At 34.4% G+C, this 26,587-nt stretch carries 26 protein-coding genes and 1 tRNA gene; 7 read left to right on the forward strand and 20 right to left on the reverse strand.

The genetic code is table 11. The features are described 5' to 3' along the window. Positions 1-143 precede the first annotated feature (143 nt). The 3 genes from AEQU1_RS05220 to AEQU1_RS05230 all read left to right on the forward strand — a co-directional run bounded on the left by AEQU1_RS05220 (position 144) and on the right by AEQU1_RS05230 (position 2,160). Positions 144-1,070 (forward strand): T9SS type A sorting domain-containing protein, encoded by a 927-nt coding sequence (locus tag AEQU1_RS05220; RefSeq protein ID WP_111879353.1) that lies wholly within the window; start codon positions 144-146, stop codon positions 1,068-1,070. 83 nt (positions 1,071-1,153) lie between these two features. Then, a complete protein-coding gene (locus AEQU1_RS05225) occupies positions 1,154-1,867 on the forward strand; it encodes a DUF4197 domain-containing protein (RefSeq protein ID WP_111879354.1) in 714 nt (237 codons plus the stop codon). Between the two features lie 110 nt (positions 1,868-1,977). Then, entirely contained in the window at positions 1,978-2,160 is a 183-nt protein-coding gene (locus AEQU1_RS05230) for a Lacal_2735 family protein (RefSeq protein WP_111879356.1), read from the forward strand. A 2-nt stretch (positions 2,161-2,162) separates the two neighbouring features. On the opposite strand, the gene AEQU1_RS05235 is transcribed toward AEQU1_RS05230, so the two are convergent. From AEQU1_RS05235 to AEQU1_RS05305, 15 genes are all read right to left on the reverse strand, one after another. Then, entirely contained in the window at positions 2,163-2,945 is a 783-nt protein-coding gene (locus tag AEQU1_RS05235) for an ABC transporter substrate-binding protein (protein ID WP_111879358.1), read from the reverse strand. Continuing rightward, complete coding sequence (gene pyrF / locus AEQU1_RS05240; RefSeq protein ID WP_111879359.1) at positions 2,932-3,753, reverse strand: orotidine-5'-phosphate decarboxylase; 822 nt, start codon at positions 3,751-3,753, stop codon at positions 2,932-2,934. The genes AEQU1_RS05235 and pyrF overlap by 14 nt, the downstream gene beginning before the upstream one ends. Before the next feature lie 26 nt (positions 3,754-3,779). Beyond that, positions 3,780-4,856 carry a peptide chain release factor 1 gene (gene prfA, locus AEQU1_RS05245; RefSeq protein WP_111879363.1) on the reverse strand — a complete coding sequence of 359 codons (1,077 nt, stop codon included), beginning with the start codon at positions 4,854-4,856 and terminating at the stop codon, positions 3,780-3,782. Between the two features lie 105 nt (positions 4,857-4,961). Next, positions 4,962-5,669 (reverse strand): hypothetical protein, encoded by a 708-nt coding sequence (locus AEQU1_RS05250; protein WP_220092309.1) that lies wholly within the window; start codon positions 5,667-5,669, stop codon positions 4,962-4,964. A 100-nt stretch (positions 5,670-5,769) separates the two neighbouring features. After that, entirely contained in the window at positions 5,770-6,948 is a 1,179-nt protein-coding gene (locus AEQU1_RS05255) for an AIR synthase related protein (RefSeq protein ID WP_111879366.1), read from the reverse strand. Between the two features lie 80 nt (positions 6,949-7,028). After that, entirely contained in the window at positions 7,029-8,561 is a 1,533-nt protein-coding gene (locus AEQU1_RS05260) for a carboxypeptidase regulatory-like domain-containing protein (protein ID WP_258455141.1), read from the reverse strand. Positions 8,562-8,579: 18 nt separating this feature from the next. Next, on the reverse strand, positions 8,580-9,962 hold the full coding sequence (locus tag AEQU1_RS05265; protein WP_111879367.1) for a CsgG/HfaB family protein: 1,383 nt from the start codon (positions 9,960-9,962) through the stop codon (positions 8,580-8,582). Positions 9,963-9,971: 9 nt separating this feature from the next. After that, positions 9,972-10,388 (reverse strand): curli production assembly/transport component CsgF, encoded by a 417-nt coding sequence (locus AEQU1_RS05270; protein ID WP_111879369.1) that lies wholly within the window; start codon positions 10,386-10,388, stop codon positions 9,972-9,974. A gap of 1 nt (position 10,389) precedes the next feature. Next, entirely contained in the window at positions 10,390-11,193 is an 804-nt protein-coding gene (locus AEQU1_RS05275) for a CsgE family curli-type amyloid fiber assembly protein (protein WP_111879370.1), read from the reverse strand. Then, a complete protein-coding gene (locus AEQU1_RS05280) occupies positions 11,194-11,730 on the reverse strand; it encodes a hypothetical protein (RefSeq protein ID WP_111879372.1) in 537 nt (178 codons plus the stop codon). A 178-nt stretch (positions 11,731-11,908) separates the two neighbouring features. Further along, positions 11,909-13,351: a curlin gene (locus tag AEQU1_RS05285; protein ID WP_146743717.1), complete on the reverse strand. Its 1,443-nt coding sequence runs from the start codon at positions 13,349-13,351 to the stop codon at positions 11,909-11,911. A 935-nt stretch (positions 13,352-14,286) separates the two neighbouring features. Further along, positions 14,287-15,741, reverse strand: a complete 1,455-nt coding sequence (locus AEQU1_RS05290) for a hypothetical protein (RefSeq protein WP_111879375.1) — start codon at positions 15,739-15,741, stop codon at positions 14,287-14,289. A gap of 640 nt (positions 15,742-16,381) precedes the next feature. Next, positions 16,382-18,376 (reverse strand): hypothetical protein, encoded by a 1,995-nt coding sequence (locus AEQU1_RS05295; RefSeq protein ID WP_111879377.1) that lies wholly within the window; start codon positions 18,374-18,376, stop codon positions 16,382-16,384. 406 nt (positions 18,377-18,782) lie between these two features. Beyond that, positions 18,783-20,969: a glutamine synthetase III gene (locus tag AEQU1_RS05300; RefSeq protein WP_111879379.1), complete on the reverse strand. Its 2,187-nt coding sequence runs from the start codon at positions 20,967-20,969 to the stop codon at positions 18,783-18,785. Between the two features lie 133 nt (positions 20,970-21,102). Further along, positions 21,103-22,056, reverse strand: coding sequence for a calcium/sodium antiporter (locus AEQU1_RS05305; RefSeq protein WP_111879380.1), 954 nt, complete (start codon positions 22,054-22,056; stop codon positions 21,103-21,105). 133 nt (positions 22,057-22,189) lie between these two features. Between AEQU1_RS05305 and AEQU1_RS05310 the strand changes: the two genes are divergently transcribed. Further along, positions 22,190-23,077: a hypothetical protein gene (locus tag AEQU1_RS05310; protein WP_111879382.1), complete on the forward strand. Its 888-nt coding sequence runs from the start codon at positions 22,190-22,192 to the stop codon at positions 23,075-23,077. A gap of 64 nt (positions 23,078-23,141) precedes the next feature. Next, positions 23,142-23,294, forward strand: a complete 153-nt coding sequence (locus AEQU1_RS16285; protein ID WP_111879383.1) for an SsrA-binding protein — start codon at positions 23,142-23,144, stop codon at positions 23,292-23,294. On the opposite strand, the gene AEQU1_RS05315 is transcribed toward AEQU1_RS16285, so the two are convergent. Then, positions 23,291-23,803, reverse strand: a complete 513-nt coding sequence (locus AEQU1_RS05315) for an adenine phosphoribosyltransferase (protein WP_111879385.1) — start codon at positions 23,801-23,803, stop codon at positions 23,291-23,293. The genes AEQU1_RS16285 and AEQU1_RS05315 overlap by 4 nt on opposite strands. Before the next feature lie 73 nt (positions 23,804-23,876). Here AEQU1_RS05315 and AEQU1_RS05320 point away from each other — a divergent pair. After that, positions 23,877-23,950, forward strand: a tRNA-Arg gene (locus AEQU1_RS05320). Positions 23,951-24,051: 101 nt separating this feature from the next. Continuing rightward, positions 24,052-24,210 carry a hypothetical protein gene (locus AEQU1_RS05325; RefSeq protein WP_181566714.1) on the forward strand — a complete coding sequence of 53 codons (159 nt, stop codon included), beginning with the start codon at positions 24,052-24,054 and terminating at the stop codon, positions 24,208-24,210. Here the strand turns inward: AEQU1_RS05325 and AEQU1_RS05330 are convergent. The 4 genes from AEQU1_RS05330 to AEQU1_RS05345 are packed head-to-tail and all read right to left on the reverse strand — an operon-like array spanning position 24,207 to position 26,572. Next, on the reverse strand, positions 24,207-24,482 hold the full coding sequence (locus AEQU1_RS05330; RefSeq protein WP_111879386.1) for an ATP-dependent Clp protease adaptor ClpS: 276 nt from the start codon (positions 24,480-24,482) through the stop codon (positions 24,207-24,209). The genes AEQU1_RS05325 and AEQU1_RS05330 overlap by 4 nt on opposite strands. A 31-nt stretch (positions 24,483-24,513) precedes the next feature. Continuing rightward, positions 24,514-25,350, reverse strand: a complete 837-nt coding sequence (prmA, locus tag AEQU1_RS05335; RefSeq protein ID WP_111879387.1) for a 50S ribosomal protein L11 methyltransferase — start codon at positions 25,348-25,350, stop codon at positions 24,514-24,516. Next, positions 25,350-26,099: a triose-phosphate isomerase gene (gene tpiA / locus AEQU1_RS05340; protein ID WP_111879389.1), complete on the reverse strand. Its 750-nt coding sequence runs from the start codon at positions 26,097-26,099 to the stop codon at positions 25,350-25,352. Before tpiA ends, prmA begins: the two co-directional genes overlap by 1 nt. Continuing rightward, entirely contained in the window at positions 26,096-26,572 is a 477-nt protein-coding gene (locus AEQU1_RS05345; RefSeq protein ID WP_111879391.1) for a redoxin family protein, read from the reverse strand. The genes tpiA and AEQU1_RS05345 overlap by 4 nt, the downstream gene beginning before the upstream one ends. Positions 26,573-26,587: the final 15 nt, after the last annotated feature.

Here is a 26,587-nt window from a genome sequence, read left to right on the forward strand (position 1 = left end):
TGAAAGGCAAATTTAGTAAAAAGCTATAGAACATCGTGCTTTAAGTAAGTATTCATCTCATAAAATTATTATAAAAAAATTGCAATAGTTCATTTTTTTTGTATATTGCAGCATCAATATTAAACAATTAAAAACTTAACATTATGAAAAAAATTTACTTATTAGCATTTACTTTAGGAGCTTTTGCATTTTCTGCAAATGCTCAAATAATTCAGGATGACATGGAAAGCTATTCTACTGGTGGTGTTCATGAAGATCATTGGTCTAGCTGGAGTGGCGTTGCTGGTGCAGAAGATATGATTATCACAACTGATCAAGCTCAATCTGGTTCACAATCTGGATTAATTGATGCAGGTGCAGCAGCTGGTGGTCCTCAAGATGCTATTTTACTTCTTGGTAACCAAACATCTGGAGAATACGATTTATCATTTTTTATGTACATCCCTTCAGACAAAACAGCTTATTTTAACTTTCAAGGCGAAACTGTAGCCGGAGGCGCTGGACCTGCTTCAGCTCCTGGTACTGGTGTTTTTAATTCAGGAAACGTTACTTTTAACTTAGATGGTTTATCTCCTGGAGTTGTTGAAGACATTGATGCTGATGGAACTGTGAACAATACATTTGCATACCCTCAGAATTTTTGGTTTGAAGTTAAATTTCATTTTGACGTTGACGCAACTATGTATACTTTATCAATTGATGGTGTAGATGGTGCTCCAGTTCTTTTTGGAGGTGATGCTATTCTTGGAGGAATAGATTTCTTCGCAATTGATCCAAACAATCAATTTTACGTTGATGATGTAACTTTTACCTCTGGTACAGCTGGTGTAAATGATTTTGCAGCTGACTCTTTCAAAATTTATCCAAACCCTGTAAAAGACATTTTGAACATCAGCACTAAAACTGTTGTAGACAATGTTACAGTTTATGATGTTTTAGGTAAAACTGTACTTACAGCTCAGCCAGATGTTATTTCTCCAAAAATCGACATGAGCGGACTTGCTTCTGGAGCTTACTTGGTTCAAGTAACTATTGGAAATACTTCAAAAACAGTTAAAGTTCTTAAATAAGAAGTTTTAAAATTTTTTATCAAAAGACCCTTCATAGTTGAAGGGTCTTTTTTTATATTTGAAAATCATATAATTTTAACCCTATGTTACTTAAAAAACTCTTTCTTTTCTGTTCAGTATTTATGTTATTTTCTTGTGCTGAATTACAACAAGTAGTAAACACACTTCCCAATCAAACAGGCATCGGAACAGATCCAACAATGATTGCAAATGGCTTAAGACAGGCACTTGATTTTGGAATTGAGAAACAAGTAACCAAACTTACGCAGACAGATGGTTTTTACAAAAATCAATTAGTAAAGATTCTATTGCCGGAAGAATTACAGAAAGTAGATCAAACCTTAAGAGATATTGGATTGGGTAGTTTAGCCGACGAAGGTATAAAAGCTTTAAACAGAGCCGCCGAAGATGCAGTAAAAGAAGCAACGCCTATTTTTGTGAATGCAGTAAAACAAATTACATTCTCTGATGCAAAAAACATCCTATTAGGTCCAGATAATGCAGCTACAAATTATTTGGAACAACGCACTAATACCGAACTATATTCAAAATTTAATCCAGTTATAAAAAAATCATTTTCTAAAGTAGGTGCAGATCAAGTATGGAGTAATATTATTACCAAATATAACTCCGTTCCGTTTGTTACTAGAGTGAATCCTGATCTTACAGATTATGTAACTAACGAGGCGCTAAATGGAGTATATAAAATGATAAGTGTAGAAGAGAAAGATATTCGGAATAATCTTTCCGCACGCACAACAACTTTGTTGAGGCAGGTTTTTGCTTTGCAGGACTAAATTAATTTTCTATACAAAAAATCTCTACATAAGCTTTATGATACCATTAACCTCGTGTTAGCAATAAGTTTTGTTATTCAAAATTAACTTTGCAAAAACAAAATTAAGAGATGCTAAGTTGGTTTAGGAAAAAATCGAAAGTTGAAGTATTAAAGGAAAGATATACTCTTTTAATGAAAAAGTCCTATGAAACTGCATTGAAAGATATTACAAAAAGTGAAAAAGTACACCACCAAGCTGACAAACTTTTTAGAGAAATAAAATATCTAACATTTCAGCATGGCGATAAATGATATTACTCTACTTTATGAAGTGTTTTAAAATAATTAAGAGACTTTATTAAACGCGAGCCATACCAGCTAAAAAACTCTCCATCAACTAATTTAACCTCCTCTTTAATTTCAGCATTCAATTTTAAAACATCTTTCTTTTTAAATGGATAGGGTTCTGTAGAAAGAAAAATTAAATCCGCCTTTTTAAATTCCATATTTCCTATTTCAGGATATCTAGATGCTTTGGAATCTATTATATTTTTGAAATTATTAAGCTGAAGAAGTGCATCTATAAAAGTATTTTTACCTGCAGCCATATATGGATCTTTCCATATTAAGTAAAGTACTTTTCTTGTCCGTATATCTTTAATAACTTGATGTAATTCCGAAAGTTGGATTTCAATTTTTGAAATAATTTCAGAAGCCTTTTCGCCTTTTTTAAAAATTCCCCCCAACATTCCAATCATCGAAAGACTCTCAGCTATTGTTTTCACATCACTAACCCAAACTGGAGCTATGCTTTCTAATTGAAGTACCATTTCTTCGGTGTTTTCTTCTTTGTTGCAAATAATGATATCTGGGTTGAGTGCTTTTATTTTATCAAAATTTACCTTTTTTGTTCCACCCACGATTTTCTTTTCTTCTTTCAAATCTGGTGGATGCACACAAAATTTAGTAATACCTACTATACTTTTTCGCAAACCAAAATCAACCAATAGCTCAGTTTGGGAAGGAACAAGTGATACAATTCTTGAAGGAGTTTTTTTAAGGAATACTTTTCTATTTAATTGATCAACGAATTCCATCAATTATAGTATTCATTTGAAGTTGGATTTTTTTAGCTTCTTCAGCGGCTACTTTTGCAAAATCTTTATTGTTTGACGCATATATAATTCCTCGGGAAGAATTTACTAGCAAACCAATATCTTTGGACAGTCCGTACTTACAAACTTCTTTAAGACTACCCCCCTGTGCACCAATACCTGGAACGAGCAAAAAACTATTTGGGACAATCTTTCTGATTTCTTCAAAATATTCAGCTTTGGTGGCACCCACGACATACATTAAATTATCACTGTCTTTCCAATCTTTTGAAGTGTTCAAAACTTTCTTATAGAGTTCTTCTCCTTCAATTTTTTTAGTTTGAAAATCAAAAGCGCCCTCATTGGAGGTTAGAGCCAGTAGAATAGTGTGCTTGTTTTTAAAGGCAAGAAAAGGTTCTACAGAATCTTTTCCCATATAAGGAGCCACAGTAACCGCATCAAAACCTAAATCTTCAAAAAAAGCTTTGGCATAGCGGGAAGATGTATTGCCAATATCACCGCGTTTTGCATCTGCAATGGTAAAAATCTCAGGATAGTTCTCGTTTAAATAATTTATGGTTTTTTCCAACGACTGCCAACCCTTTAAACCATAAGCTTCATAAAAAGCTGTATTTGGTTTATAGGCAACCACATATTGATGGGTTGCATCAATAATAGCTTTGTTAAAAGAAAATATAGGATCTTCCTCTTTTAAAAGAAATTCGGGAATTTTATCGAGATCTACATCAAGGCCAACACAAAGAAAGGATTTCTTCTTTTTTATTTCTGAAATTAGATTTTCTGTTTTCATACGTTACATTTCAGAAGATTGCATTTTTAAAAAGCTTCGCCTGTTTCCTTTAATTTTTCTGTGTTACTTACTAATTGTAGCTCGTCAATTATTTCTTGAATATCACCATTCATAATATTACCAAGATTATATAAAGTAAAATTTATACGGTGATCTGTAACACGCCCTTGCGAATAGTTGTAAGTTCTAATTTTAGCACTTCGATCTCCACTAGTTACCATTGAGCCACGTTTTAAGGCATCTTCAGCTTGTTTCTTTGCCAGCTCCATATCATAAAGTCTAGATCGCAAAACTTTAAAAGCTTTCTCTTTGTTCTTGTGTTGTGATTTTTGATCTTGGCACTGAGCCACGATTCCTGTGGGAACGTGCGTTAAACGAACCGCAGAATAGGTCGTGTTTACAGACTGTCCGCCCGGACCCGATGAACAAAAGAAATCTACCCGAACATCTTTAGGATTTACTTCTATATCAAACTCTTCAGCTTCCGGAAAAACCATCACTGTTGCGGCACTTGTATGAACGCGCCCTTGAGTTTCGGTCTGCGGAACTCTTTGCACGCGGTGAACTCCCGCTTCAAACTTTAAGGTTCCATAAACGTCCTCACCTTCAATTTCAATATGAACTTCTTTAAAACCGCCACTGGTTCCTTCATTAAAATCAATTACGTTTGTCTTCCAGCCTTTATTTTCACAGTATTTAGTATACATTCTAAAAAGATCGCCTGCAAAAATACTTGCCTCGTCACCTCCAGTACCAGCTCTGATTTCCATTACTGCATTTTTGCTGTCCTCAGGATCTTTTGGAACTAACAGAAATTTAATTTCCTCTTCTAGTTTCGGCAGACGGGTTTTTGCTTCATCGAGTTGCAATTTTGCCATTTCAACCATTTCGGCATCGCTGCCATCGGAAATTATTTCTTCGGCTTCGGAAATGTTATCGGTTAGTTCTAAGAATTCAGAACGCTTATCCATCAAAATTCTTAAATCTTTATATTCCTTGTTCAACTGAATATAACGCTTTTGATCGCTAATTATATCTGGTTGGATAATGAGGTCACTCACCTCGTCAAAACGTTGTTTTATAATTTGAAGCCTGTCTAACATATAGATTTTATAATGGGTGCAAATTTACAATTTTTTACCTAAACCAAAACTATCGCAGAACCTTTCAATTTAGGTTAAGAGATTTATAAAAAGGACGCTAATTTTTTAAAATGTCCTAGGAAGTGGGTATTTTAAACTGTGAGTAGACTTTAACTCTAGGAATGAAAAATGAACAACCATATACATACTGAGCACAAAAAAAATTCTTCCCAAATAAACGAATGTTGCGCCATAGGCAAGATTATAATAAGCTATACTGCGAAATATTTCACCGAAAATGAGTAAAAAAATCAAAAGCGCGTAACTCATTGATTTCGCATTATTGACAGAATGATTGTATAAAAGAGATAAGAAAACCAGTAAAATTCCACAAAGAGCATCTAGGAGCATGAAAATATATTGAGTCTTGCTCAATATCATTTCTTTCATAAGTTCAATTAATTTAAAAAACAAATAACCATTCACCAGTACAATCAAAATAAAGAGAATGGTAAATGTTTTTGAAAGATTTTGCAAATTCACTTTTGGAACAATATACCAGAGAAGGAACAAAAAAGCTATAAAATTCAATATCATTGAAATACTCGCCATTGTTCCATTTTCATACCAAACTGTTGTAATGCTAGAGGCACCATAAAAGAAAAGAAAACCAACAATCCATTTTTGAATTCTTTTTCTGTGAGCAACAAACAAGTAGCTTAGCGCGGTAAAACATATAATTGCGCGTAATAAACGAAACAAAAAATAATTTTGGAAAAGATAGATTGCTATGCTTAAGCAGATGAAGAACACTGCCAAAATACCCAATCCCACTTTGTAATTTTTGAAGAAAGCATTATTTGACATTCGTTGATAAAAATTTGAGGATAAAAGGTATTAAGCTCAAATTCATTTACGAATATAGTCGAAATTACTAATAAAAAAATTCGCCTAGTGCTGATTTTATAGTGAGCTTTTTTGATGAGGCACCTTCTACCCTTCCAACAATTTGGGCATCCACATTAAATGATTTTGAGATTTTAATAATACTCTCTGCAATTTCTTCGGGAACGTAAATTTCCATTCTGTGTCCCATATTGAAAACTTGATACATTTCTTTCCATTCAGTATTGCTTTCAGATTGAATGAGTTTAAAGAGTGGAGGGACGTCAAACATATTATCTTTAATAATATGGAGGTTTTCTATAAAATGAAGAATTTTTGTTTGTGCGCCGCCGCTGCAGTGAACCATTCCATGAATTTCCTTGCTGCTGAATTGAAATAAAATCTCTTTTATAATGGGAGCGTATGTACGTGTAGGTGAAAGCACTAATTTTCCGGCATTTAAAGGACTGTTTTCAACACGGTCAGTTAGTTTCTTTGAACCTGAAAAAACAAGTTCCTCAGGTACAGAGGCATCAAAACTTTCAGGATATTTTTGTGCCAAATATTTTTCGAAAACATCGTGTCTCGCAGATGTCAATCCATTACTGCCCATTCCACCATTATACTCCTTTTCATAAGTTGCTTGACCAAATGAAGCTAGCCCAACAATAACATCGCCGGGTTTAATATTTGCATTATCTACAACTTCACTGCGTTTCATTCGTGCAGTTACAGTAGAGTCCACAATAATAGTTCTAACGAGATCTCCAACGTCTGCAGTCTCACCACCAGTTGAATGAATAGTTACACCATATTGTTTCATTTCGTTTATCAATTCCTCCGTCCCATTTATGATTGCAGAAATAACTTCCCCAGAAATAAGATTTTTATTTCGCCCAATGGTCGATGAAAGCATTATATTATCAACTGCACCTACACAAAGCAGGTCATCAATGTTCATTATCAATGCATCTTGGGCAATACCTTTCCACACAGATAAATCATTAGTTTCTTTCCAATAAGTATAGGCAAGAGAAGATTTAGTACCTGCGCCATCAGCGTGCATTATTAAGCAATAATCATCATCACCTGTAAGGTAGTCGGGAACAATTTTGCAGAATGCTTTTGGAAAAAGGCCTTTATCTACATTTTTTATGGCATTATGCACATCTTCTTTTCCTGCAGAAACGCCTCTTTGCGCATAACGTTTTGAAATCTCTTTACTCATTGGATATTGTTAAGTTGCAAAAGTACGGATTAAAAAAAAGCCCACAAAGGTGGGCTTTTTAGTTTTGTTGAATTTATGTTTTATTCCCAATCGGGCATAAAAGAATTTGTGAATAATAACTGGTCATCCTGAGCTTGTTGATCAAAAAATTGAGAGTAAATAGCAGGTATGGCTCCAAAGTTATTTTTCACTCGGGTAAATATAACACCGCCTTCGGAAGGTGAAAACTTTGCATCCAAATTGTTTTCTCCGATTAAAACATCTGTTTCGAATTCTACTGGTTGATCAGGCTGTCCAATCGTATAAAGAAAAATACGACTATTAAAAATTTTATAAGAAGAGTTTTGTGCTCCATCAATGTCCCGAGTATATAATACTTTATCCGCATTTGCGGAAATATCTATTCCTCCTGCGGCACCTAGAACATTCTCAAGAATTATTGTTTCCTCTGAATCGGGTTCAAGTGTTGCTGTATAAATACGCACATTATATCCATTGGAGCTATTCGTTTTTAATAAAACCAAATTATCATCAAATTCTGGAACGGCAACTTCTGAAATAAATGCTCCGTCGCTTGTAGTGTATTCTAATTTAAATCCACTTCCATCTGAGTTTATGGAATATAATTTATCAAAATGCGGATAATAAATTTTACTATCATTTTGTGCCCAAGTAAATTCCAATTCTTCAGTTCTGAAACCTGCTACGGGTTTTTGACCTGTAATTTTCCTTACATCAGTTCCATCAAAATTCATAGTGAAAATATGCGTATTGCCGCCTGAATTTCTTAAAAAAGCAATTTTATTAAGTATATTACTTTTTTTAGGTCTAAAACTATTCAAATTTTCACTTGTAAGCTGCAGCACATTAAAATCAGGAATTGTATTTCCACCAGTTACGGTGTCACTTTTGGCTCCAGAATATATTACGAGATTTCCGCTTTTTTCTTTTACAAATAAGTAAGGATTGTTCGGTAAGGTTAATGTTTTGAACTCACTAATTAAAGAACTGACGGGATCGTTAGTATCATCGGTTACGGTTATTTGCCAAAAATATTTGGTTGCCAATTGCAGATTGCTTACTGTATATGTTGTGTCTTGCCCCACTACAATTTCCTGCATCTCGTCTGTACTTCCGTTTCTTAAATTCAAGGTATAAGTAAGTTCATCATTTTCGGGATCGGAGGCTTGCCAAATAAATTGTACTTCAAGCGGTAGCTCTTCCGCTCCATCTTCCGGAGATACTAAAATGGGAACAGAGGGTGGATTGTTATCTGAATTGGCAAGCGAAAGTTCAAAGGCAACTACAGCAGTCACTGCCTCAGTAACCGTAGTAGATTCAAAACCTGCTGCATATCCATTCAATTCTGCCTGTACAGAGTAATCATCAACAATTACATCATTCAGCCTAAATCTACCCACTGAATCTGTAAAAACTGTGGTTGAAGCTGGATTGGTGGTTATTTTTACATTTTCTAGCGCTGCACCAGTTATTTTATCTGTAACCTTTCCAGAAATGCTTCCCTTTAGCACAACATCTAACGTGTCTTCACTACAACTAAGTATCAGAAGGAAGAAACTCACTAAAAACAAGGTTATATATTTTTTCATCATTAGGTTTTTATTTAATAATTATAACTTAAAATAATAATTTAAGCCAACACCAAAATTATAGTAAAAATCGTTTCTTTTTCCTTGAACAGCTTTCTCAAGCTTATCTGTAAAAACAAGATTATGTTCTCCAAATACTTTAATCCCAACTTTATTTGAAATAAAATATTCCAGACCTACTCCATATTGAACTTTGAAAAAGGGTTCTCCCGTTTTAAATTCAAAATCATTAAACGGATCTAAGAGACTTATTATTACTCCAGAACCAGCATAAATAAATGGCGTTAATTTATCATTGGGCAATAATGCAAATTGACCGTTTAAATCTGCACTTGCAAAAATATTTCTATATTGTCTTCCATTATCAATACGAAAAACAGAGGCTTTAAGACCTACATTGAAATACCTCCCAAAATATCTTTGATATTCTAAACGCCCTAAAAACCCTATGTCTTGCGTTGAATAATCATTGTCAGGTAAATTACCTCCTACTGAAATTCCCAAAGCGTTTTGGGCTTGCCTACTTACTTGCAATCTATCAAAAAGTAGCGTGGATTCATCCTTTTCTTTTTCTGCAACATAATCTGCAACCAATTGATCATTTACTTCCTTACCACCTTGAGTGCTCCAAAATTGTTTTTGAATACCTTCAATAATTAGATCGTGAACCGCCTTTTCAATAGCGTCTTTCATTGCAAGTTGCACAGGTTCATTTTGTGTTATACCAGTTTCAGCTTCTAACAATCTTTGGAATTTTACAAAACGAAAAAAACTAGCATCAATAGCCTGTGAAAGGATTGTTTTGGAAACATATACAGTTTTCAAAATTTCTCCATTACTTGTAGATACTGCCCGAAGATAAACAGTTATTCTATCCTGTCTATATTTTGATGAACCTCCCAAGCCAAAGTAGCGTGCTCCTAACCCTCCGGTGATAATATTTGTGTCATAAGAAATAACTCCTCCTTCCAGGATTAAACCCGCGTACAACAATGGCGGGAGTGGTGGTTCATTGGGATTTAAGTTTTTAATATATTCTTGTTTGGTGTTTCTTATAATGTTGCGTTCTGTAGAAAGATTATTCAAATTCTCTCTTTCTATTGGTATAAACCATCCAGAATCTTCCAATGCTTTTATTAGCATAGTAGTACCGCCTTGTGAAACTGCCGTACTAAAAGTGCTACCATTTTCAACTGCTTTATATTGACCAGTCTGATCGCTAAAATTATAAACGGCCACTTCAACTGGCTGTGAAGCAGGCGGCAAATCTAAAAGTGTTTTTGTAGATTTAGAAAACTCTCCAGTTCTTGAAGGCTCCTGAAATACGGGCTGGTTAAAAAAAGCCGCACAGGATGAAAATAGAAAAATTCCCAATAACGAAATTGCTTTATAAAATATCTTCATGAAATGTTTTTAATTTGGGACAATAACTTGTGTTTCTTCACCATTAGACGTGTCTAGAATATTTATAACCAACCCTTCATCAGATTGGAATATCTCAACATTCAATGTGCCATAGGTAAATGTGCCTTCTTGATCAAGATTCCCTAAGCCTCCCAATTGTTGTTGTAAAAGAATTCGAGAAATCTGACTTAAAACTTGTCTATTTAGATTTGCGCCAAACTGCTCTAATTCAGATTGTTGATTGCTTGCGTTAGCGGGGGCTGTAAGTTTATTCTGCGAAGTTGCGGAACTTAACAACCAGTTATAATTAAATGTATCTCCTCCAAAAGCTGGATTTAATGGACTATATGAAAATTGTTGGGCAAAGCCCATTGAACAAAAGAAAAAAAGTATAACTGCGGTAAAAAGTAGTTTTGGTGCTTTCATCTTAATATCGGGTTAAGGTATTGTCGCCTTGTTTTTGTAATTGTTGAAGATACGAAATTGAGCGGTCTAAAGCTGTAGTAGCCATACTTTGTAAAAAAGATTTTTTAGGTTGCGAAAAAAACTGCCAAACCAACTGATCATCAATTTTTACGGAAATTCTTGTATTACGAAATCTCCCAGGCACTTCCTCTATGAAAATATTTTTTTCAGTTTTTATTTGTCGATTATAGTATTCTGCATAGAAGTATTTATAAAAATCACGACCTGCTTTTGTAATTGTTTTTTCTAAAACAAGGCCGTCGAGAATAATACCGTCTTGTGGAGCAGCTTGATCTGAGCCTCCTTTGTTTTCTTCTTTTAGAGCTGATTTATCCACTACAACCTCTTGATTCCCTCCTTCTGAGTTCAATTCTATTCGATCTTGACCTACAGGCTTTCCATCACTATCATATAAAATAAGTGCTAATATTATTTTTCCTTCTTCATTGTAATTGATTGCGACAGAAGAAAGTACTATTTTATCATTTCCTTTTAAAAAAAAAAGATTGGACTGATTACTTTTTGAAACATTATTGTTTACATCTGTTTTATAAACTATAAAGTCATATTTCAAATTAACATCGGTTGGCGTTAAATTTTCAGCGGTTGCTGTAAAAGTGAAGAACTCACTATCTTGTTTAACGTAGATTTTACCAACAAACTCTTTATTGTAGAATTGTGCTGTTGCACTAAAACCTATTGTAAGGATTAGTATAGCAGCAAAATGTTTTAGAAAATTTTGTTTATTTATTTTGATTAGGTTCATTTAAAAATAACTTCTAACTATAATGGTAGGGGATGCCTCAGATTGTTTAAATTTCAAAGATTTAGTGAGTTCATTCACTCCGTTTCTTTCAAAATTTAAATTGTCACCATTTTGAATAAGATCTAAAGATATATCTTCATTTGGAGCATTTACATAATCTTTTATTTTATTGTTATTTCCATTCTGTACAAGATCAGCAATTGCTGTGTTTGCCACATAATCTAATTGGGTATCATTAGAGTTTCCATTTTGCAGCAAATTTATTTCGCTAGCATTTGTGGTACTTCTGATACTGGCGGTATTAAAATCTCCAATCTGCCTTACAAATACGGAATTACCTTCAACAGTTGCGTTTTTGGGATTTGGCGCACCAATAATTCCTAAGTTAGCCAAAAGTTCAGGTGTTACATTTTGGCCTTGCAACACAACCTGTTTTCCATCAGTATTATTATTTTCCTTATAAGTTTGAGCTGGCGCTACTTGTATAATTGATAAGAAAAGAAACCCGAAAGCTAAATTTTTAAATAATGTCTTCATAACGCGAAATTTAATTATTCATATTGTATTTATCTATTTTTTAAAACCATATAACTCAAAGACAATAAGTTATACCGGCATTGATTTAAACTGCACTAAAGATATTAAATTTATTATAAAAGGAGGGCATAAAACTGCCCTCCTTTTTTATTATAAAATTGTATTAACCGAGAGCGGCTTAGCAGCCTGGGCATACGTCATCAATGTTCAAACCTGGAACATTGTAATTCTGATTTATATCCAATGCAGGGTCAAATGCACAGTCAATTCCAGGATTAGTTCCGCTTGGTCCCATTTGAAGTACATTAACTGAATTGTGACCATTTGGCATTCCAACAGGAGATCCGTTTGGAAGATTTTGAGTTACAGAATAACTGTGACCTCCATCTTGAACTACTAAAATACCATTGTCAATTCCTCTTTGCGCTGTGTTAACAACATTCTGATCTCCAATCTGGTGTGTATTAACTTGGTTGCATTCACCTCTCTGAGTTGACATTGCAATGTTGTAATTACCAGTTTGAGTTTGAAAAAGCTTATGTCCTACACCAAGTTGAGCCACACCGGCCTGATTGTTATTACCATCCTGATCTTGGCGTGCGTAATTAGCTCCACCTGCAGCGCTACCATACGCATTTTGTTGTATGAAAGCATCGTTTCTATCACCATCTTGATGTTGTTCAGCATAGTTACCTGGAGGATTTTGACTTCCACCACCAAATTGGTGAACTTCAGCTTGGTTATCGGTACCATCTTGAAATTGGTAAGCAGTTGCACCATAAGAATCTCCATTGAAGCTACCAGTAAGAATATCATCAAGGCTAGTCAATTGACCTAACCAAATAGAGCCATTAAGAGCCCATCCGTCTCGAACACCATCTCCTTGAGTAACAGAAGCCCAGTTCTGAGACCCCCCTGATGAAGCAGAATTTATTTGAACTTGTTGCGATTCGTTATCATCACCAAGTTGGTACACTAATGCATTATTTTGAGCACCATTACCGCTTTGGTTTGAGTATGCTTCGTTATCATCACCAGTTTGATCAATTTGAGCAGCGTGACCTACTGTTCCATTAGGACCACCATTTTGGATACTGAATGCTTTGTTATCATCACCTAATTGGTTGATTAAAGCTTCATTATTATCGTAAGTTTGCTTGGTTTTAGCAACGTTGTCATCCCCATCTTGATTGATTTCCGCAGCGTTGTTTTGCGCTTGCTCGTTCGTTCCCTGACGTATCCACGCCTTATTTCTGGCGCTGCCATCATCATTTAAACCTTGCTTAGTCAGAGCGCTGTTGTAGTCACCCTGTTGGTCAGTAGTAGACTCATTTTCGGTTCCCTTTTGACGAACTTCAGCATTATTTGCAACTCCACTTGCACTACTTACTGCTCCAATTTGACGAATCCAGGTTAAATTTCCGCCAGCTCCTGACCCATCAGATTGGTAAGTAGATGCAGATTGATTAGTACCTGCCTGCATTACCTGTACTCGGTTGTCATTACCATTTTGTTGGGATTGACCAGAATTGGCTGTTGGTGCAGCACCTGGAAGAATACCAATGTGTTCAGCCTGCACTGGAGCCGTAATAACCTGTGCAAAAGCAAAGGACCCAATCATTAGCGCCGCAGCGCTTAAAATTAATTTTTTCATAATTAAAAGATTTAAAGATTAATATTTGGTTAAAATAATATTCAGTTTTCAGCAAGGAATTGCTTCCTTGGATCTCAATAAATCATAATTAAATGATCTATTGTTATTAAGGGGATGAGTTTTAAAATGTATTTAAAACACATTTTAGAAATAAGGGATACTTTAATTTGATGAATCAATACAGTTAAATACCAAATGATTCTTTTACTAGGGGGATAGGTTTGTATTTTAACATTTTTGAGGAGAATCGTTTTTGATATTACTACCTCAACGACAATTCAAATATGCAACAAAATATATTAATACACAAGCTGTTACAATCGCAAAACCCTAAATAGGGGGAAAACCCCTTTTTAAAATAGGTTTTTACTTACAAAAAATATTCATTTGTTGGATGAAAAACTGAAAATTATCGATGAAGCGCGCAAATATTAAAATTAACAGAAAAGGTTAAAATTTTGTTAAAAATATTTTCGACTGACTTTTATGATGTTAAATATATGGATATCTTATTATTAGCAAAATCCATATTATTAAAAACTCCTTGAAAAACACTTTTTTTACTTAGATATTATCTAATATATATGTAGGAAAAACAAGTTAACCTCTTAAGTATAATTACTCAACCTTAAAGTCAGTCGTATACAAATAGTTGTATATAGAATATAACTACAAATTTTTTAGGTATATGATGAGTTAGATGAAAAAAAAAGAGCTATTAACCAATCTAAAACGCCTTCACAATGCATAAAAGCATTTGAATCTTTAGCAAGTAAAGTATAATCTTTCGTTTTAAAGGACCCGTTTAAAAAACTTAATGTTTTTTAGTAAGTATATAAAAAAAAGAGAAATGGAAAAACCTCTTCTCTTTTTTAAAGTATTTGATATTCTTATATATAATTTTAACACCCTGGGCAAACATCTTCAATAGTGAGTACTGGGGTACTATAATCTCCCACTTCTGTTCTCATATCTGGGAATGTACATGATACATCAGAATTAGTTCCTGCAGGATCTGTTTGAAAAATATTTGCTTGGTTTCCACCACCAGTTGGATCATTAAAGTTTTGACTAATGGTATAACTCTGTCCTTCATGTTGAACTAAAAAAGCTTTATTACACGTACCATTTTGAATCGTTTTACCAACATTTTGATCTCCAAATTGACGGATATTGGTTTTATTATTGGCTCCTTTTTGTGTAGATAGAGCTATGTTATTACTACCATCTTGTGTTTGATATGCCTTATGACCTTGACCATTTTGAGCTACTCCCGCTTGGTTTTCATTACCATGTTGGTCTTGATTTAAATAGTTATCGCCTCCCGCATTATTATATACATTTTGAATGCCGTATGCTTCGTTGTTATTTCCAATTTGATTTTGTTCAGAATAATTGCTAGCGAATCCTGTTTTTCCAAATTGTTGGGTTTCAGCATCATTACCATTACCTATTTGATTTTGGTAGGCGATTCCAGCTTCAGAGCCTGTTTGAAATGAGGTACCTGCATAAACATCATCCATGGCCCGAAGATCATTACCAATTGTTAAATCTAAGTTTGTATTGTAGAAAACACCTCCTTGTGCTACAAAGACTTCATTTTGGGCTCCTCCCATAGTAGCTGTATTTTCTTGTGTTTGATAAGATTTATTACTGTTACCTTCTTGAAGGGTTACTGCATTATTACGTGCTCCACTTCCTTCTTGAAATGTGTATGCTTGGTTAGCATCTCCAAGTTGACTAATTTCAGAAGCGTGTCCATCTGTTCCATTTGGCCCAGCATCTTGCTCACTAAAAGCCATGTTTTCGTTTCCAGCTTGAGTTATTAAAGACTCACTATTATCATACGTCTGAAGTGACTTCGCAATATTGTTATCGCCATCTTGGTTTACTTCAGATGCATTGTGTTCAGCTTGTTGGTTATCACCCTGACGAATCCAAGATTTATTTTTCTCACTTCCATCATCATTAATTCCTTGGTTGCTCAAAGCGCTATTGTAGTCTCCCTGTTGATCCACAATAAGTTCATTTGCTGTACCTATTTGGTGAGCCTCAGCATTATTTTGTATTCCGCTAGTGGAAGAAACAGCACCCACTTGAGTAATATACGTTAAGTTACCTCCTATACCAGAACCATTTCCTTGATAAGTAGAAGCGGATTGATTTGTACCAGCTTGAAAGACTTGTACTCGGTTATTGTTTCCATTTTGTTGTGATTGTCCAGAGTTAGCTGTAGAAGCTGCTCCTGGAATAATAGCAATATGTTCGGCCTGTTGTGGCGGGGTTGGTGCGGGGCTTTGTGAATAGACAAAACCACCTACTAATAATCCTACTGCGCTAATAATTATCCTTTTCATAATTTAAATATTTAAAGATTATCTAACTAAGCATCTTCAGTTCTCCTGCAAGGATTAATTCAAATGGAATATATCTAAAGCTCGATAATACTGTTTTCAAAATAATAATAGGGATAGAATTAAAAATATATTTCAGAACTAGGGAGGACATCTAGCGTTTTCTGAATAATTAAATCAACGCTAAAAGGATACTTAAGGGATAGATTTGTTTTTTAACACTTTTTTAGAATAAGTGTTTATGATTAGGTATAGTAACCACATCTCAAATATGCAAAAAAAAATATCAATAAACAACTTAGTGGTAAAGACTATAGTCTAAATATAGTATTTAATTAATTATAATTATTTTCCCTCCTCAATAAACCTTAAAATCTTGGATAAAAACAAAATGTTATCGATGAATTACAAAAAATTGGCTTTTATAGCAAAAAGTTAATTTTTTGTTAAAAAAATAATTATTTTTAAATATTCATTAAAAAACATTAATGATTTAGGAAAATGAATGTTTTAATATTTTGGATTTAATCGAATTTTTATTTCTTTTATTATACTCATATCTTTTAAAAAAAAGTGTGGGTCATTTTTTCAAATGCCCACACTTCTCTAATGTAAAGAAAACTATTTATAGTTTATCCAGTACTTAGTTTTGGTTTACAGTTGAAGTATTCATGTTACCTATTTGGTCAACATTACTCATATTGTTTAAACCATTTTGCATTACATCGCTCATATTACTAGTACCATTTTGCATTACATCACTCATGTTTAGATTACCTGTTTGTGAAACATCTGAAGTGTTTTGACCCCCTGTTTGGTAAACATCACTTTCGTTCTCATTCCCATTTTGAGCAACTGTAGAGTTATGTCCCCATCCGTTTTGAACTACGCCGCTTTTGTTAAGATTTCCATCTTGGCTAACAGTTGATGTTTGACTTGACCCTTTTTGAAGATCACGAGCTTCGTTATTGTTTCCATCTTGGGTAGTTGTTGAAACATGATTATTTCCTTGTTGCTCACTTCTCACAAAATTCTCATCACCAATCTGAGTTTGAGAAACTACTGAGTTATTAGTTCCAGTCCCGTAAATTGAAGCTTGAACAACAAATGCTTTGTTTAAGTTACCTGTTTGCGTTTGTGTAGCATCGTTATCAGTCGCAAGCTTTGTAGCTTCTCCTTGTACAATTGAAGCCTCATTCTCGTTGCCAGTTTGTGTTTGAATAGCCTTGTTCAAGGTTCCAAGTTGGGCAATATCTGATTTATTTTCATCTCCAGTCTGTATAACATCGTTATCGTTATTATCTCCAGTTTGAGAAACAATACTGTTGTTAATATTACCTTCTTGCTTAATCTTAGAATCGTTGTTAGTACCATTTTGCGCATCCGTGATAGTGTTGTTGTCACCTAACTGATTGTCGCCAATATAGTTAGTAGTGCCTATTTGACTAGAAGTTGCAGTATTTTCATCACCCGTTTGAAAATTAACAATCTTATTCTTGTAACCATCTTGTATTACATCAAGATTATTTCTATCGCCTTTTGCAGTACTTTCTAGCCTGTTACGATTATCAGCTTGATTTATCTTAGCAATATTATTATTACCTTTTTGCTGAGTTACTGAAGTTTGATAAAAACCAGTTTGATTTAAATCTATGTCGTTTTCATCACCCGTTTGACGCAAGAAAGCTGTGTTACTAGAACCATTTTGATCTGCATCGATTTTGTTGCGATCTCCTTTTTGGCCTATTGATGATGTAATGTTATTTCCGTTATATTGTTTTAAAACAGCTTCGTTACTCAATCCATCCTGGGTCAGGTTAGAATTATCGTTGTTACCATCTTGAGAGACGGTTGCCATATTTCCAAATTGTTTTTGAGTTATCTCTGAATTATTATTATTCCCGTTTTGAATTAAGTCTGAATTATTTAATGTACCCTCTTGAAGAAGAGTAGATTTATTCAAATCTCCAGTTTGGCTCACAGTAGTGCTATTATCACTCCCAACTTGACTTAACTTGCTATCATTTTGATCCCCATCTTGAAGAACGTCGCTAATGTTTGCATTTCCATCTTGTAAAACGTCTGAAATATTATTGTCTCCAGTCTGTCTTACTTTACTGTCGTTTGCATCACCTTCTTGTGCAACTGTAGATTCGTTAAACTCGCCTAAAAGCAAATTTGAGTCCCACTGCTCAACTACAGATTTGTTGCTATTTCCATCTTGTGAAACATCACTCGTGTTATCTCTACCAGTTCTGCTTACTGTTCCATTACTACTAATTTGACCTTGGCTTACTCTTGAAGAGTTATTATTACCTCCCTGTTGAAGAACCACACTTGTATTGCGTTCATCTACTTGACCTACTTTTGAATTGTTATTTCTACCAATAGAAGTCACTGTACTAGAATTGTCATCTCCACGTTGCTCTACTGTAGAGTTGTGGATTGTACCAGTTTGTGTAACATTTGAAGTATTGCTATTTCCTGTTGAAATAACTTCACTGTCGTTTCCACCACCAGATTGCATAACTACGGAACCATTACTGTTACCATTTTGGTCAACATCGCTCACATTTGATTGTGCGAACATAATTGTTCCACACATTAGTACTGCTGCACTTAATACTACTTTTTTCATAAAGAATTATAATTTAATTTTGAGTTAATATTCAGATTCAATAAATTCATAAAATGCCGTAAAAAACTGTTCCTTATAGGACACATGTATCCCTAGAAATTACACTTATTTTAAAAAAATTCAGAAATAGACTTTTGGACAAAAGTCTTTACCGGCGTTGGGGAGATACCGATTACATTAATTAATGGTAGACGATTTTAAGGCCATCTTTTCATTTACTTTTTCAAAAGTAGAAACTCTTTTCGTTTAAAAAAAATAGGGATGTGATTTTGAAAAAAATGGTAGAATTTTATGTAAGAAAAATACTTCAACACTGGCATGCATTTGGGGTATTAAAAGCAAAAAAAAACCGCTCAAAAACATTTGAACGGCTTGATTTTGTAAAAAGTTAAATAAATGTTAATTTTTATTTTGTGAAAAGAAGTTCCCGATACTTGGTAAGAGGCCAAAGCTCGTCATCTACAAGCAATTCAAGCTTATCACAGTGATAACGAATGACTTGGAAAAATGGTTTCACGTCATTACAATAAGCGAATGCTTTATCTTCGGCATCTTCAATTTTATTTGCTTTTTTTCTTGCATCAATCATATCGGTGATTCCTTTGTTGATTTTTGCTATATGTTCGCTAATTTGCTCGATAAGGTGCATTTGTTCAACAGAGAATTTTTTAAAGTCAGTTCCATAAATATTTTTTAGCCCCTGAACATTTTCAATTAAAATATTTTGATATCTAATTGCTGTTGGAATAATATGGTTACGAGCAATATCACCTAGAATACGTCCTTCTATCTGAATTCTTAAAGCATAATCCTCAACTTCTATTTCGTGACGAGCCTCAATTTCTATCTTGCTCATAATACCCAGTCCCTCAAAAAGCTCAATTGTTTTCTTTGAAACTTTCGCCTTTAAAGCCTCTGGAGTAGTCTTATGGTTACTCAAACCTCTTTTTTCAGCCTCTTTCTCCCAGGCTTCACCATAACCATCACCTTCAAAACGAATTCTTTTTGAATCTTTAATATATTCTTTAAGAACGTTGAAGATAGCATCGTCTTTTTTCATCTTCTTATCCTTGATAAGAGCATCAACTTGTTTTTTGAAGTCTATCAATTGTCTTGCTACAATTGCGTTTAATACAGTCATTGGGTTAGCACAATTGGCTGTTGAACCCACAGCGCGAAATTCAAACTTGTTACCTGTAAATGCAAATGGTGAAGTACGGTTTCGATCTGTATTGTCCAATAAAATCTCAGGGATTTTACCAACTACATTCAATTTAAGATCTGTTTTCTCCTGTGGAGATAATTTACCACTGGTCATTTTTTCAAGCTCGTCTAATACACTTGTAAGCTGAGAACCAATAAATGCCGAAATGATTGCCGGAGGAGCTTCATTAGCTCCAAGACGATGATCGTTACTTGCACTGGCAATGGAAGCTCTCAATAATTCTTCATACTCATTTACTGCTTTCAATGTGTTTATGAAAAAGGTTAAAAACTGAAGATTTTTCATCGGTGTACTTCCTGGGCCAAGAAGATTTACCCCTGTATTGGTTGCCAAAGACCAGTTATTATGTTTTCCACTTCCGTTTACATTTGCAAAAGGTTTTTCATGAAATAAAACTTTGAAATTATGTTTTTCGGCAATTTTGTGCATCAAGTCCATTAATAAGGAGTTGTGATCTACAGCCAAGTTTGTTTCCTCGAAAATGGGAGCCAATTCAAATTGATTTGGAGCCACTTCATTATGACGTGTTTTCACAGGAATACCCAAAAGCATACACTCTGTTTCCAAATGGCGCATAAAATTAAGAACTCGTGCCGGGATAGAACCGAAATAATGGTCGTCCAACTGTTGTCCTTTTGCAGACGAATGCCCCAATAAGGTTCTTCCTGCTAAAGAAATATCTGGACGGGAAGCGGCCAATGCACTATCAATAAGAAAATATTCCTGCTCCCAACCCAAAGTAGCAATAACTTTGGTTACGTTTTTATCAAAATATTTTGCCACAGCAGTTGCTGCACCATCGATGCTCTGAAGTGCGCGCAGTAAGGGCGTTTTATAATCCAGTGCTTCACCTGTATAGGCAACGAAAACAGTTGGAATACATAAAGTGGTGCCATAAATAAATGCTGGAGAAGTTGGATCCCAAGCGGTATAACCACGTGCCTCAAATGTATTTCTAATTCCCCCGTTTGGAAAACTGGACGCATCGGGTTCCTGCTGCACTAATTGTCCGCCACCAAATTTTTCAATCGCTTGCCCATTTTCCATAGTTTCAAAAAAAGCATCGTGTTTTTCGGCAGTAGCTCCCGTTAGTGGCTGAAACCAGTGTGTGTAATGTGTTGCTCCTTTGGCAATCGCCCACTCTTTCATTCCTGTTGAAATATGATCCGCAATATGGCGTTCAATCTTTGAACCGTTTTCAACGGCATCCATTACACTTTTAAAGGAATCTTTGGTAAGATACTGCCGCATTGCAGCCTCGTTAAAAACGTTCTTTCCGAAGATATCAGAACGTCTTTCAGGTTCGGTAACTGGAATAGGAACTCTATTAAAAGTTTCCTTTAAAGCATGAAATCTTAAAGTGGGCATAAGTATATATTTAGAGTTTGACGCTACAAAAATATATAATTCCAGAAGACACCCCCCTATTTTTTATTAAAAAGTTATTAAAATAATTAAGTTTTTAATAACACCCCATCATTTTTAGGGGTGATAAATAAAATTAACTCAAAACAGTAATTCCTATAAAAATAGCATAGGCTCCTACCAATACAATCCCTCTTTTGCGTCCTAATTCAAATTGCTTTGGAAGAAAAGCCAATGGAATTAGTACCGCAGAAAAACCAATCATCCAAAAAATATCATTTGTAAGCACTTCGGTACTTTTAACAGCAATTGGCTGAATGATAGCTGTAATGCCCAATACAGAAGATATATTGAAAATATTTGAACCTATAAGATTTCCTAATGAAATGGCTTTTTCTTTTTTAAGGGCGGCAATAACGGAAGCCGCAAGTTCTGGAATGCTTGTACCCACTGCAATCATAGTTACGGCAATTACTCTTTCACTTACACCAAAACCTTCTGCCAATGAAACCGCCCCTGTAACCAAAAACTCGCTTCCGGCATAAAGGGCAACACCGCCTATTAATAACCAAACTATAATTTTAAAATTTGAAGCTTTAGACAAACCTTCATCAATATCATCATTTACAGGTACTGTCACTCTTTCTTTCTTAGCTCTTTTTATTAAAACCCAGAGATAAACAAAAAGCATAAGCAACAACGCTACTCCTTCGGAACGGGAAATCTGCATACCGCTTTTCAGAATAAAATAAAGCCCGACAGAAAGAATCATCATTACGGGCCAATTCATTTTATAAAAATCCTTGTCAATCGCCAACGGTGAAATTATTGCAGTTATACCCAAAACCAAACCTATATTTGCAATATTAGACCCTATTACATTTCCCAAAGCAATGTCTGAAAAACCTGTAAGCGCAGCTTGAAGGCTCACCAAAAGTTCAGGAGCAGAAGTTGCAAAGGAAACCACTGTAAGCCCAATGACCATTTTGGAGAGGTGAAGTTTAAAAGAAAGCGCAACGGATGAACGCACTAAGAATTCTCCACCCACAACAAGCAAAACAAGACCTAAAAAAAGTTGTAAATAATCCATAAATAACAATTGTTCGCGAAGATACTAAATGCAAAAAAGATTTAATTGTATATTTGGGACTATCCCCAAAAGTTTAACGCGCATAATTTTCCAAAATTTATTTTTGGCATAAACCTTGTAATTCACGACTATCATGGAAACAGATTTCAAAAAAACACTTCACAAAAAACTTTCTTTCCCAATTTTGATTCTTATGTGCTTGGCACTTTTATCTTTTCAGATAAAAGACACAGAAAGTGATGCGGAAGAAAATAACACACTAATGGAACAACAAATAACCATTGTAATTACTAAAAAAACTACCAAGGAAGAACTTGAAAAAATCAAAAAACAAATGACGGACGAAGGTCTTGGTTTTAAGTATTCAAACGTATCCTATAATGATAAAAATGAAATTGTTGGCATTTCAATATATTATAAAGACTTGAATAATAATTCAGGAAACTACAGTGTGAGCAGTCAAAATCCTATTAATAATATTGTAATTGTTTCAGAAGGAACCAGAATTTCGGTTAAAAGCCAAGGCAGTTCTAACCAAGCTTTTATTAATCAAGGAAGCGGAGAACAAAATTCTGAAAATACTGAAACATCTGTCTTAGATAGAAGAAAGGCTATGAAAGAAAGAAGCGATCAAATGGAAAAAGAAATGCAAGACCGTATGCAGGCTATGAAAGACAGACACGCCCAAAGACAAGCGCAAATGCAAAAAAGAAGCGACAGTATTTTTAACCAGTCTTCATCTTCAACTGAAGCATTTAATGGAAACTCACACATTATAACTAAAAATACCTCAGATTCGGATTTACTGGAACTTCAAAAAATCTTTGAATCTGAAAACATTTCATTTTATTACAAAAATTTGCAACGCAATAGTAAAGATGAAATAACTCAAATTTCCATTACTATTAACAATCAGAATGGTTCCATTTCCACTTCAGGATTTGGAAACGGAAATAATGCAATAAAAGATATTACGCTGGCGGTGGACAAACAACACACCATTATGAAAAGCGCTGAATAGATTTTAACTCTATTTTTTAAAAAATTCAATTCCATTTATTTATCTTCAATTAAAATAAATAAAAGTGAAAAAGTCGTTTTTTAAATTACTATCAAAATTGAATAGTAAAGTGTTACCAAGTTTAACTAAGGAAGGCGTAGACCTAGAAAAGGCATCAAAACTTCAAATGGCAATTTTCGCTTATAAGTTATGGGTTACCAAAAATGCATTGGATTAATATTTCAGTAGTGATTTAACTGTCTGATTTTTTAATTTTTGATTTCCTTTTAAAAACTCCAGTTCAATTAAAAAATTACACTGCACTATTTCACCGCCCAAGCTTTCTATTAAATTACAGGCAGCTCTTGCTGTTCCTCCCGTAGCTAAAACATCGTCGTGAAGCAGAACTCGCTCTCCTTTTTTAATTGCATCTTCATGAATTTCAAGTGTATCCAATCCATATTCTAATTGATATGGTTCCTTTAATGTTTTATAAGGAAGCTTTCCAGGTTTTCGAATTGGCACAAAACCAGCATTTAGTTTATGCGCTAAAAGTGTTCCAAAGAAAAATCCACGCGACTCTATTCCAACAACTTTATCAATTTTTTCACCGGCTATCATCGCAGCCAATTGCTGCAAACAAAACTCCACCGCATCTTTATTTGCAAGCAAAGGAGTGATGTCTTTAAAGTGCACGCCAGCCTTTGGAAAATCTTCTACATTTCGAATAAATTCAGATAAATTCATTTTTTTTAGATATTAATTTGTCTTGCAATTTAAAAAGAAATATATTTGCACCCGCTTAAAGCGAAATTAAATTGGCCTTGTGGCGCAACTGAATAGCGCACCTGATTACGGCTCAGGAGGTTCCAAGTTTGAATCTTGGCAAGGTCACTAAAATAAAAAACCACGTTTTAAAAGACGTGGTTTTTTTATTTATAAAATTTATAACAAATCCATTTTTTTGGTTAATTTGGATTCTTAAACCAACGTGAATGACTAAAATAATAAAAGATTCAGATAACGAACAAGAAAGAGACTATATCCTTCAAGACAATAAAAAAACCCGCTTTGGTGCAGGTTTTATAATTGTTGTGTTGATAATTTTAATAATCGCCGTAATTGTTTCAGCGGTATATTTTGGATGGTTTTAAACTATTTCTGCACTCAAGCCAGCTTCTAGAAGCATTGTGCATTTAGGTTTTAGCTCACTAAATTCACCCGTTTTTACAGTGCATTTTCCTTTGTAATGCACAATTATTGAACACTGCTCAGCCTGTTCTGGCGTGTGTTCACAAGCAAAAATTAAGCTATTTATTACGTGGTCAAAAGTATTTACGTCGTCATTGTAAAGTACAATCTCATTTTGCCCACTTTCCTTTTCTAAAACTGATATATCTTCCTGAATTTTTTCTTTGGTACTCATAATTTTATAATATTTCTGCAACTAATTAAATTTACGAAATTTTAAACTTAGCGGCAACCCAATTGTTTTTCTCTTTGTTTTCAACGAAATTGAAACCCAAATTATTGCAACTTTCTGTAATAATTGGCAAATCTTCTTTATAAAACCCACTCAAATAAAGCTGTCCATTATCATTCAAACTTTCTCGATAAACTTGCATATCATTGAGCAGAATGTTTCTGTTGATGTTAGCAATTATTATATCATATCTCCTTAAAGAAAGCAACGAAGCGTCTCCAAGAAATACTGAAATATTTTCACAATTATTTCTCTCTATATTTTCTATTGAATTCTCAAAACACCACTCATCTATATCAATGGCGTCTAATTTTGAAGCACCACGCATTTCTGCCAAAATAGCTAGAACGGCTGTGCCACAACCCATGTCAAGCACTGTTTTATTTTCAAAATTATTTTCTAAAATAAACTGCAACATCATAAAAGTAGTTTCGTGATGTCCAGTTCCAAAAGACATTTTAGGCTCGATTACAATTTCATATTCAAAATTTTTAGCTGGATGAAATGGCGCCCGAACGGTACATTTTCCATCCACTTCAATAGGATCAAAGTTTTTTTCCCACTCAGAATTCCAATTGACTTGCTCTATTTCAGAAAATGTATATTCAATTTTAAATTCTTCCGAATCCAAAACATTAATATCTTCCAAAATATCGGCATTCCATTCGTCTTTTTGAATATATGCCGAAACCCCTTCTTCCGTTTCCACAAAACTTTCAAAACCCGCGTAACCCAATTCAGCAATAAGAATCTCTGTTCCCGGTTGAAGCGGGTTTACCTTAAAATCGTATCCAATATAAATCTGCGACATTAAAAAGAATTTATAATTTTCATAAAACTATCTACTTTCAGCGAAGCTCCGCCAATAAGCCCACCGTCAACATCATCCTGTCCAAAAATTTCAGTTGCGTTATCCGGTTTCACACTACCACCGTAAAGTATTGAAACATTATCGGCTATTGCTTTTGAATAATTTTCAGCAATAATTTCTCTAATAAATTTATGCATTTCCTGAGCTTGTTCCGGACTGGCGGTTTCACCTGTGCCAATTGCCCAAACGGGTTCATAAGCAATAACTATATTATCCCAAGCATCGTCAGAAATGTGGAAAAGTCCCTCGGAAAGTTGCTTTTTTATCAATTCAAAATGACTTCCTTTTTTTCTGTCTTCCAGTTCTTCACCGATGCAGAAAATAACGGTCATTTCATTTTCGAGAGCGGTATTAACCTTTTCTGCAAGAATAGCGCTGTCTTCATGGAAAATGGCACGACGTTCACTGTGGCCTAGAATAACCGTTTTAACGCCCACACTTTTCAACATTTTTGCAGAAATTTCACCTGTAAAAGCACCTTCATTGTTTTGGTGCATATTCTGCGCGGCAAGCTCTACATTATGTTCGCGTAAAGATTTAAAGGCGTGATTTAGATTTGTAAATGATGGCGCAATCATAATTACTACATTCTCTGGAAAAACCTGCTTCTTCAGTTCGACCAAAAATACTTCTGTTTCAGCCAAATCATTGTTCATTTTCCAGTTTCCAGCTACAATTTTTTTTCTCATTTCAATGCTTTTAAAAGTTTTTTGTCATTTGTCTCAATGGCTTTGTAAAGACTTATTTCTCCTTCGGAATTTATTACCATATATCTCGGAATCCAATCTAAATCTATGGAAGAACAGAACGGACCTTTCCAACCGGAAGGGATAAAGTAATTTTCACCCCCTACCCCGTATTTTTCGATACCGTGTTTCCAGCTATCAATTTCTTTATCCAATGAAAGGAAAAGAAAAATAATCTCTGGATTTTTTTCACGAAGCTTTTGCACTTTTGGCATTCCCACAATACAATCCTTGCACCAACTGGCCCAAATATCTATAAATACCGTTTTACCTTTGTATTGCTGAAGGACTTCGGAAAGCGTGATTTCCTTGTTGTTTTCTGAAAGAAATACATCGTTCAATGCAGCCTCAGAAAAAGATTTTTGTTGCGCTTGTGCAAAGGTTATAAATAAAAGAAAGACGATTAGTATTTTCATATTATAAAATCTATT

It is taken from the genome of Aequorivita sp. CIP111184, from assembly GCF_900489465.1.
GTDB lineage: Bacteria > Bacteroidota > Bacteroidia > Flavobacteriales > Flavobacteriaceae > Aequorivita.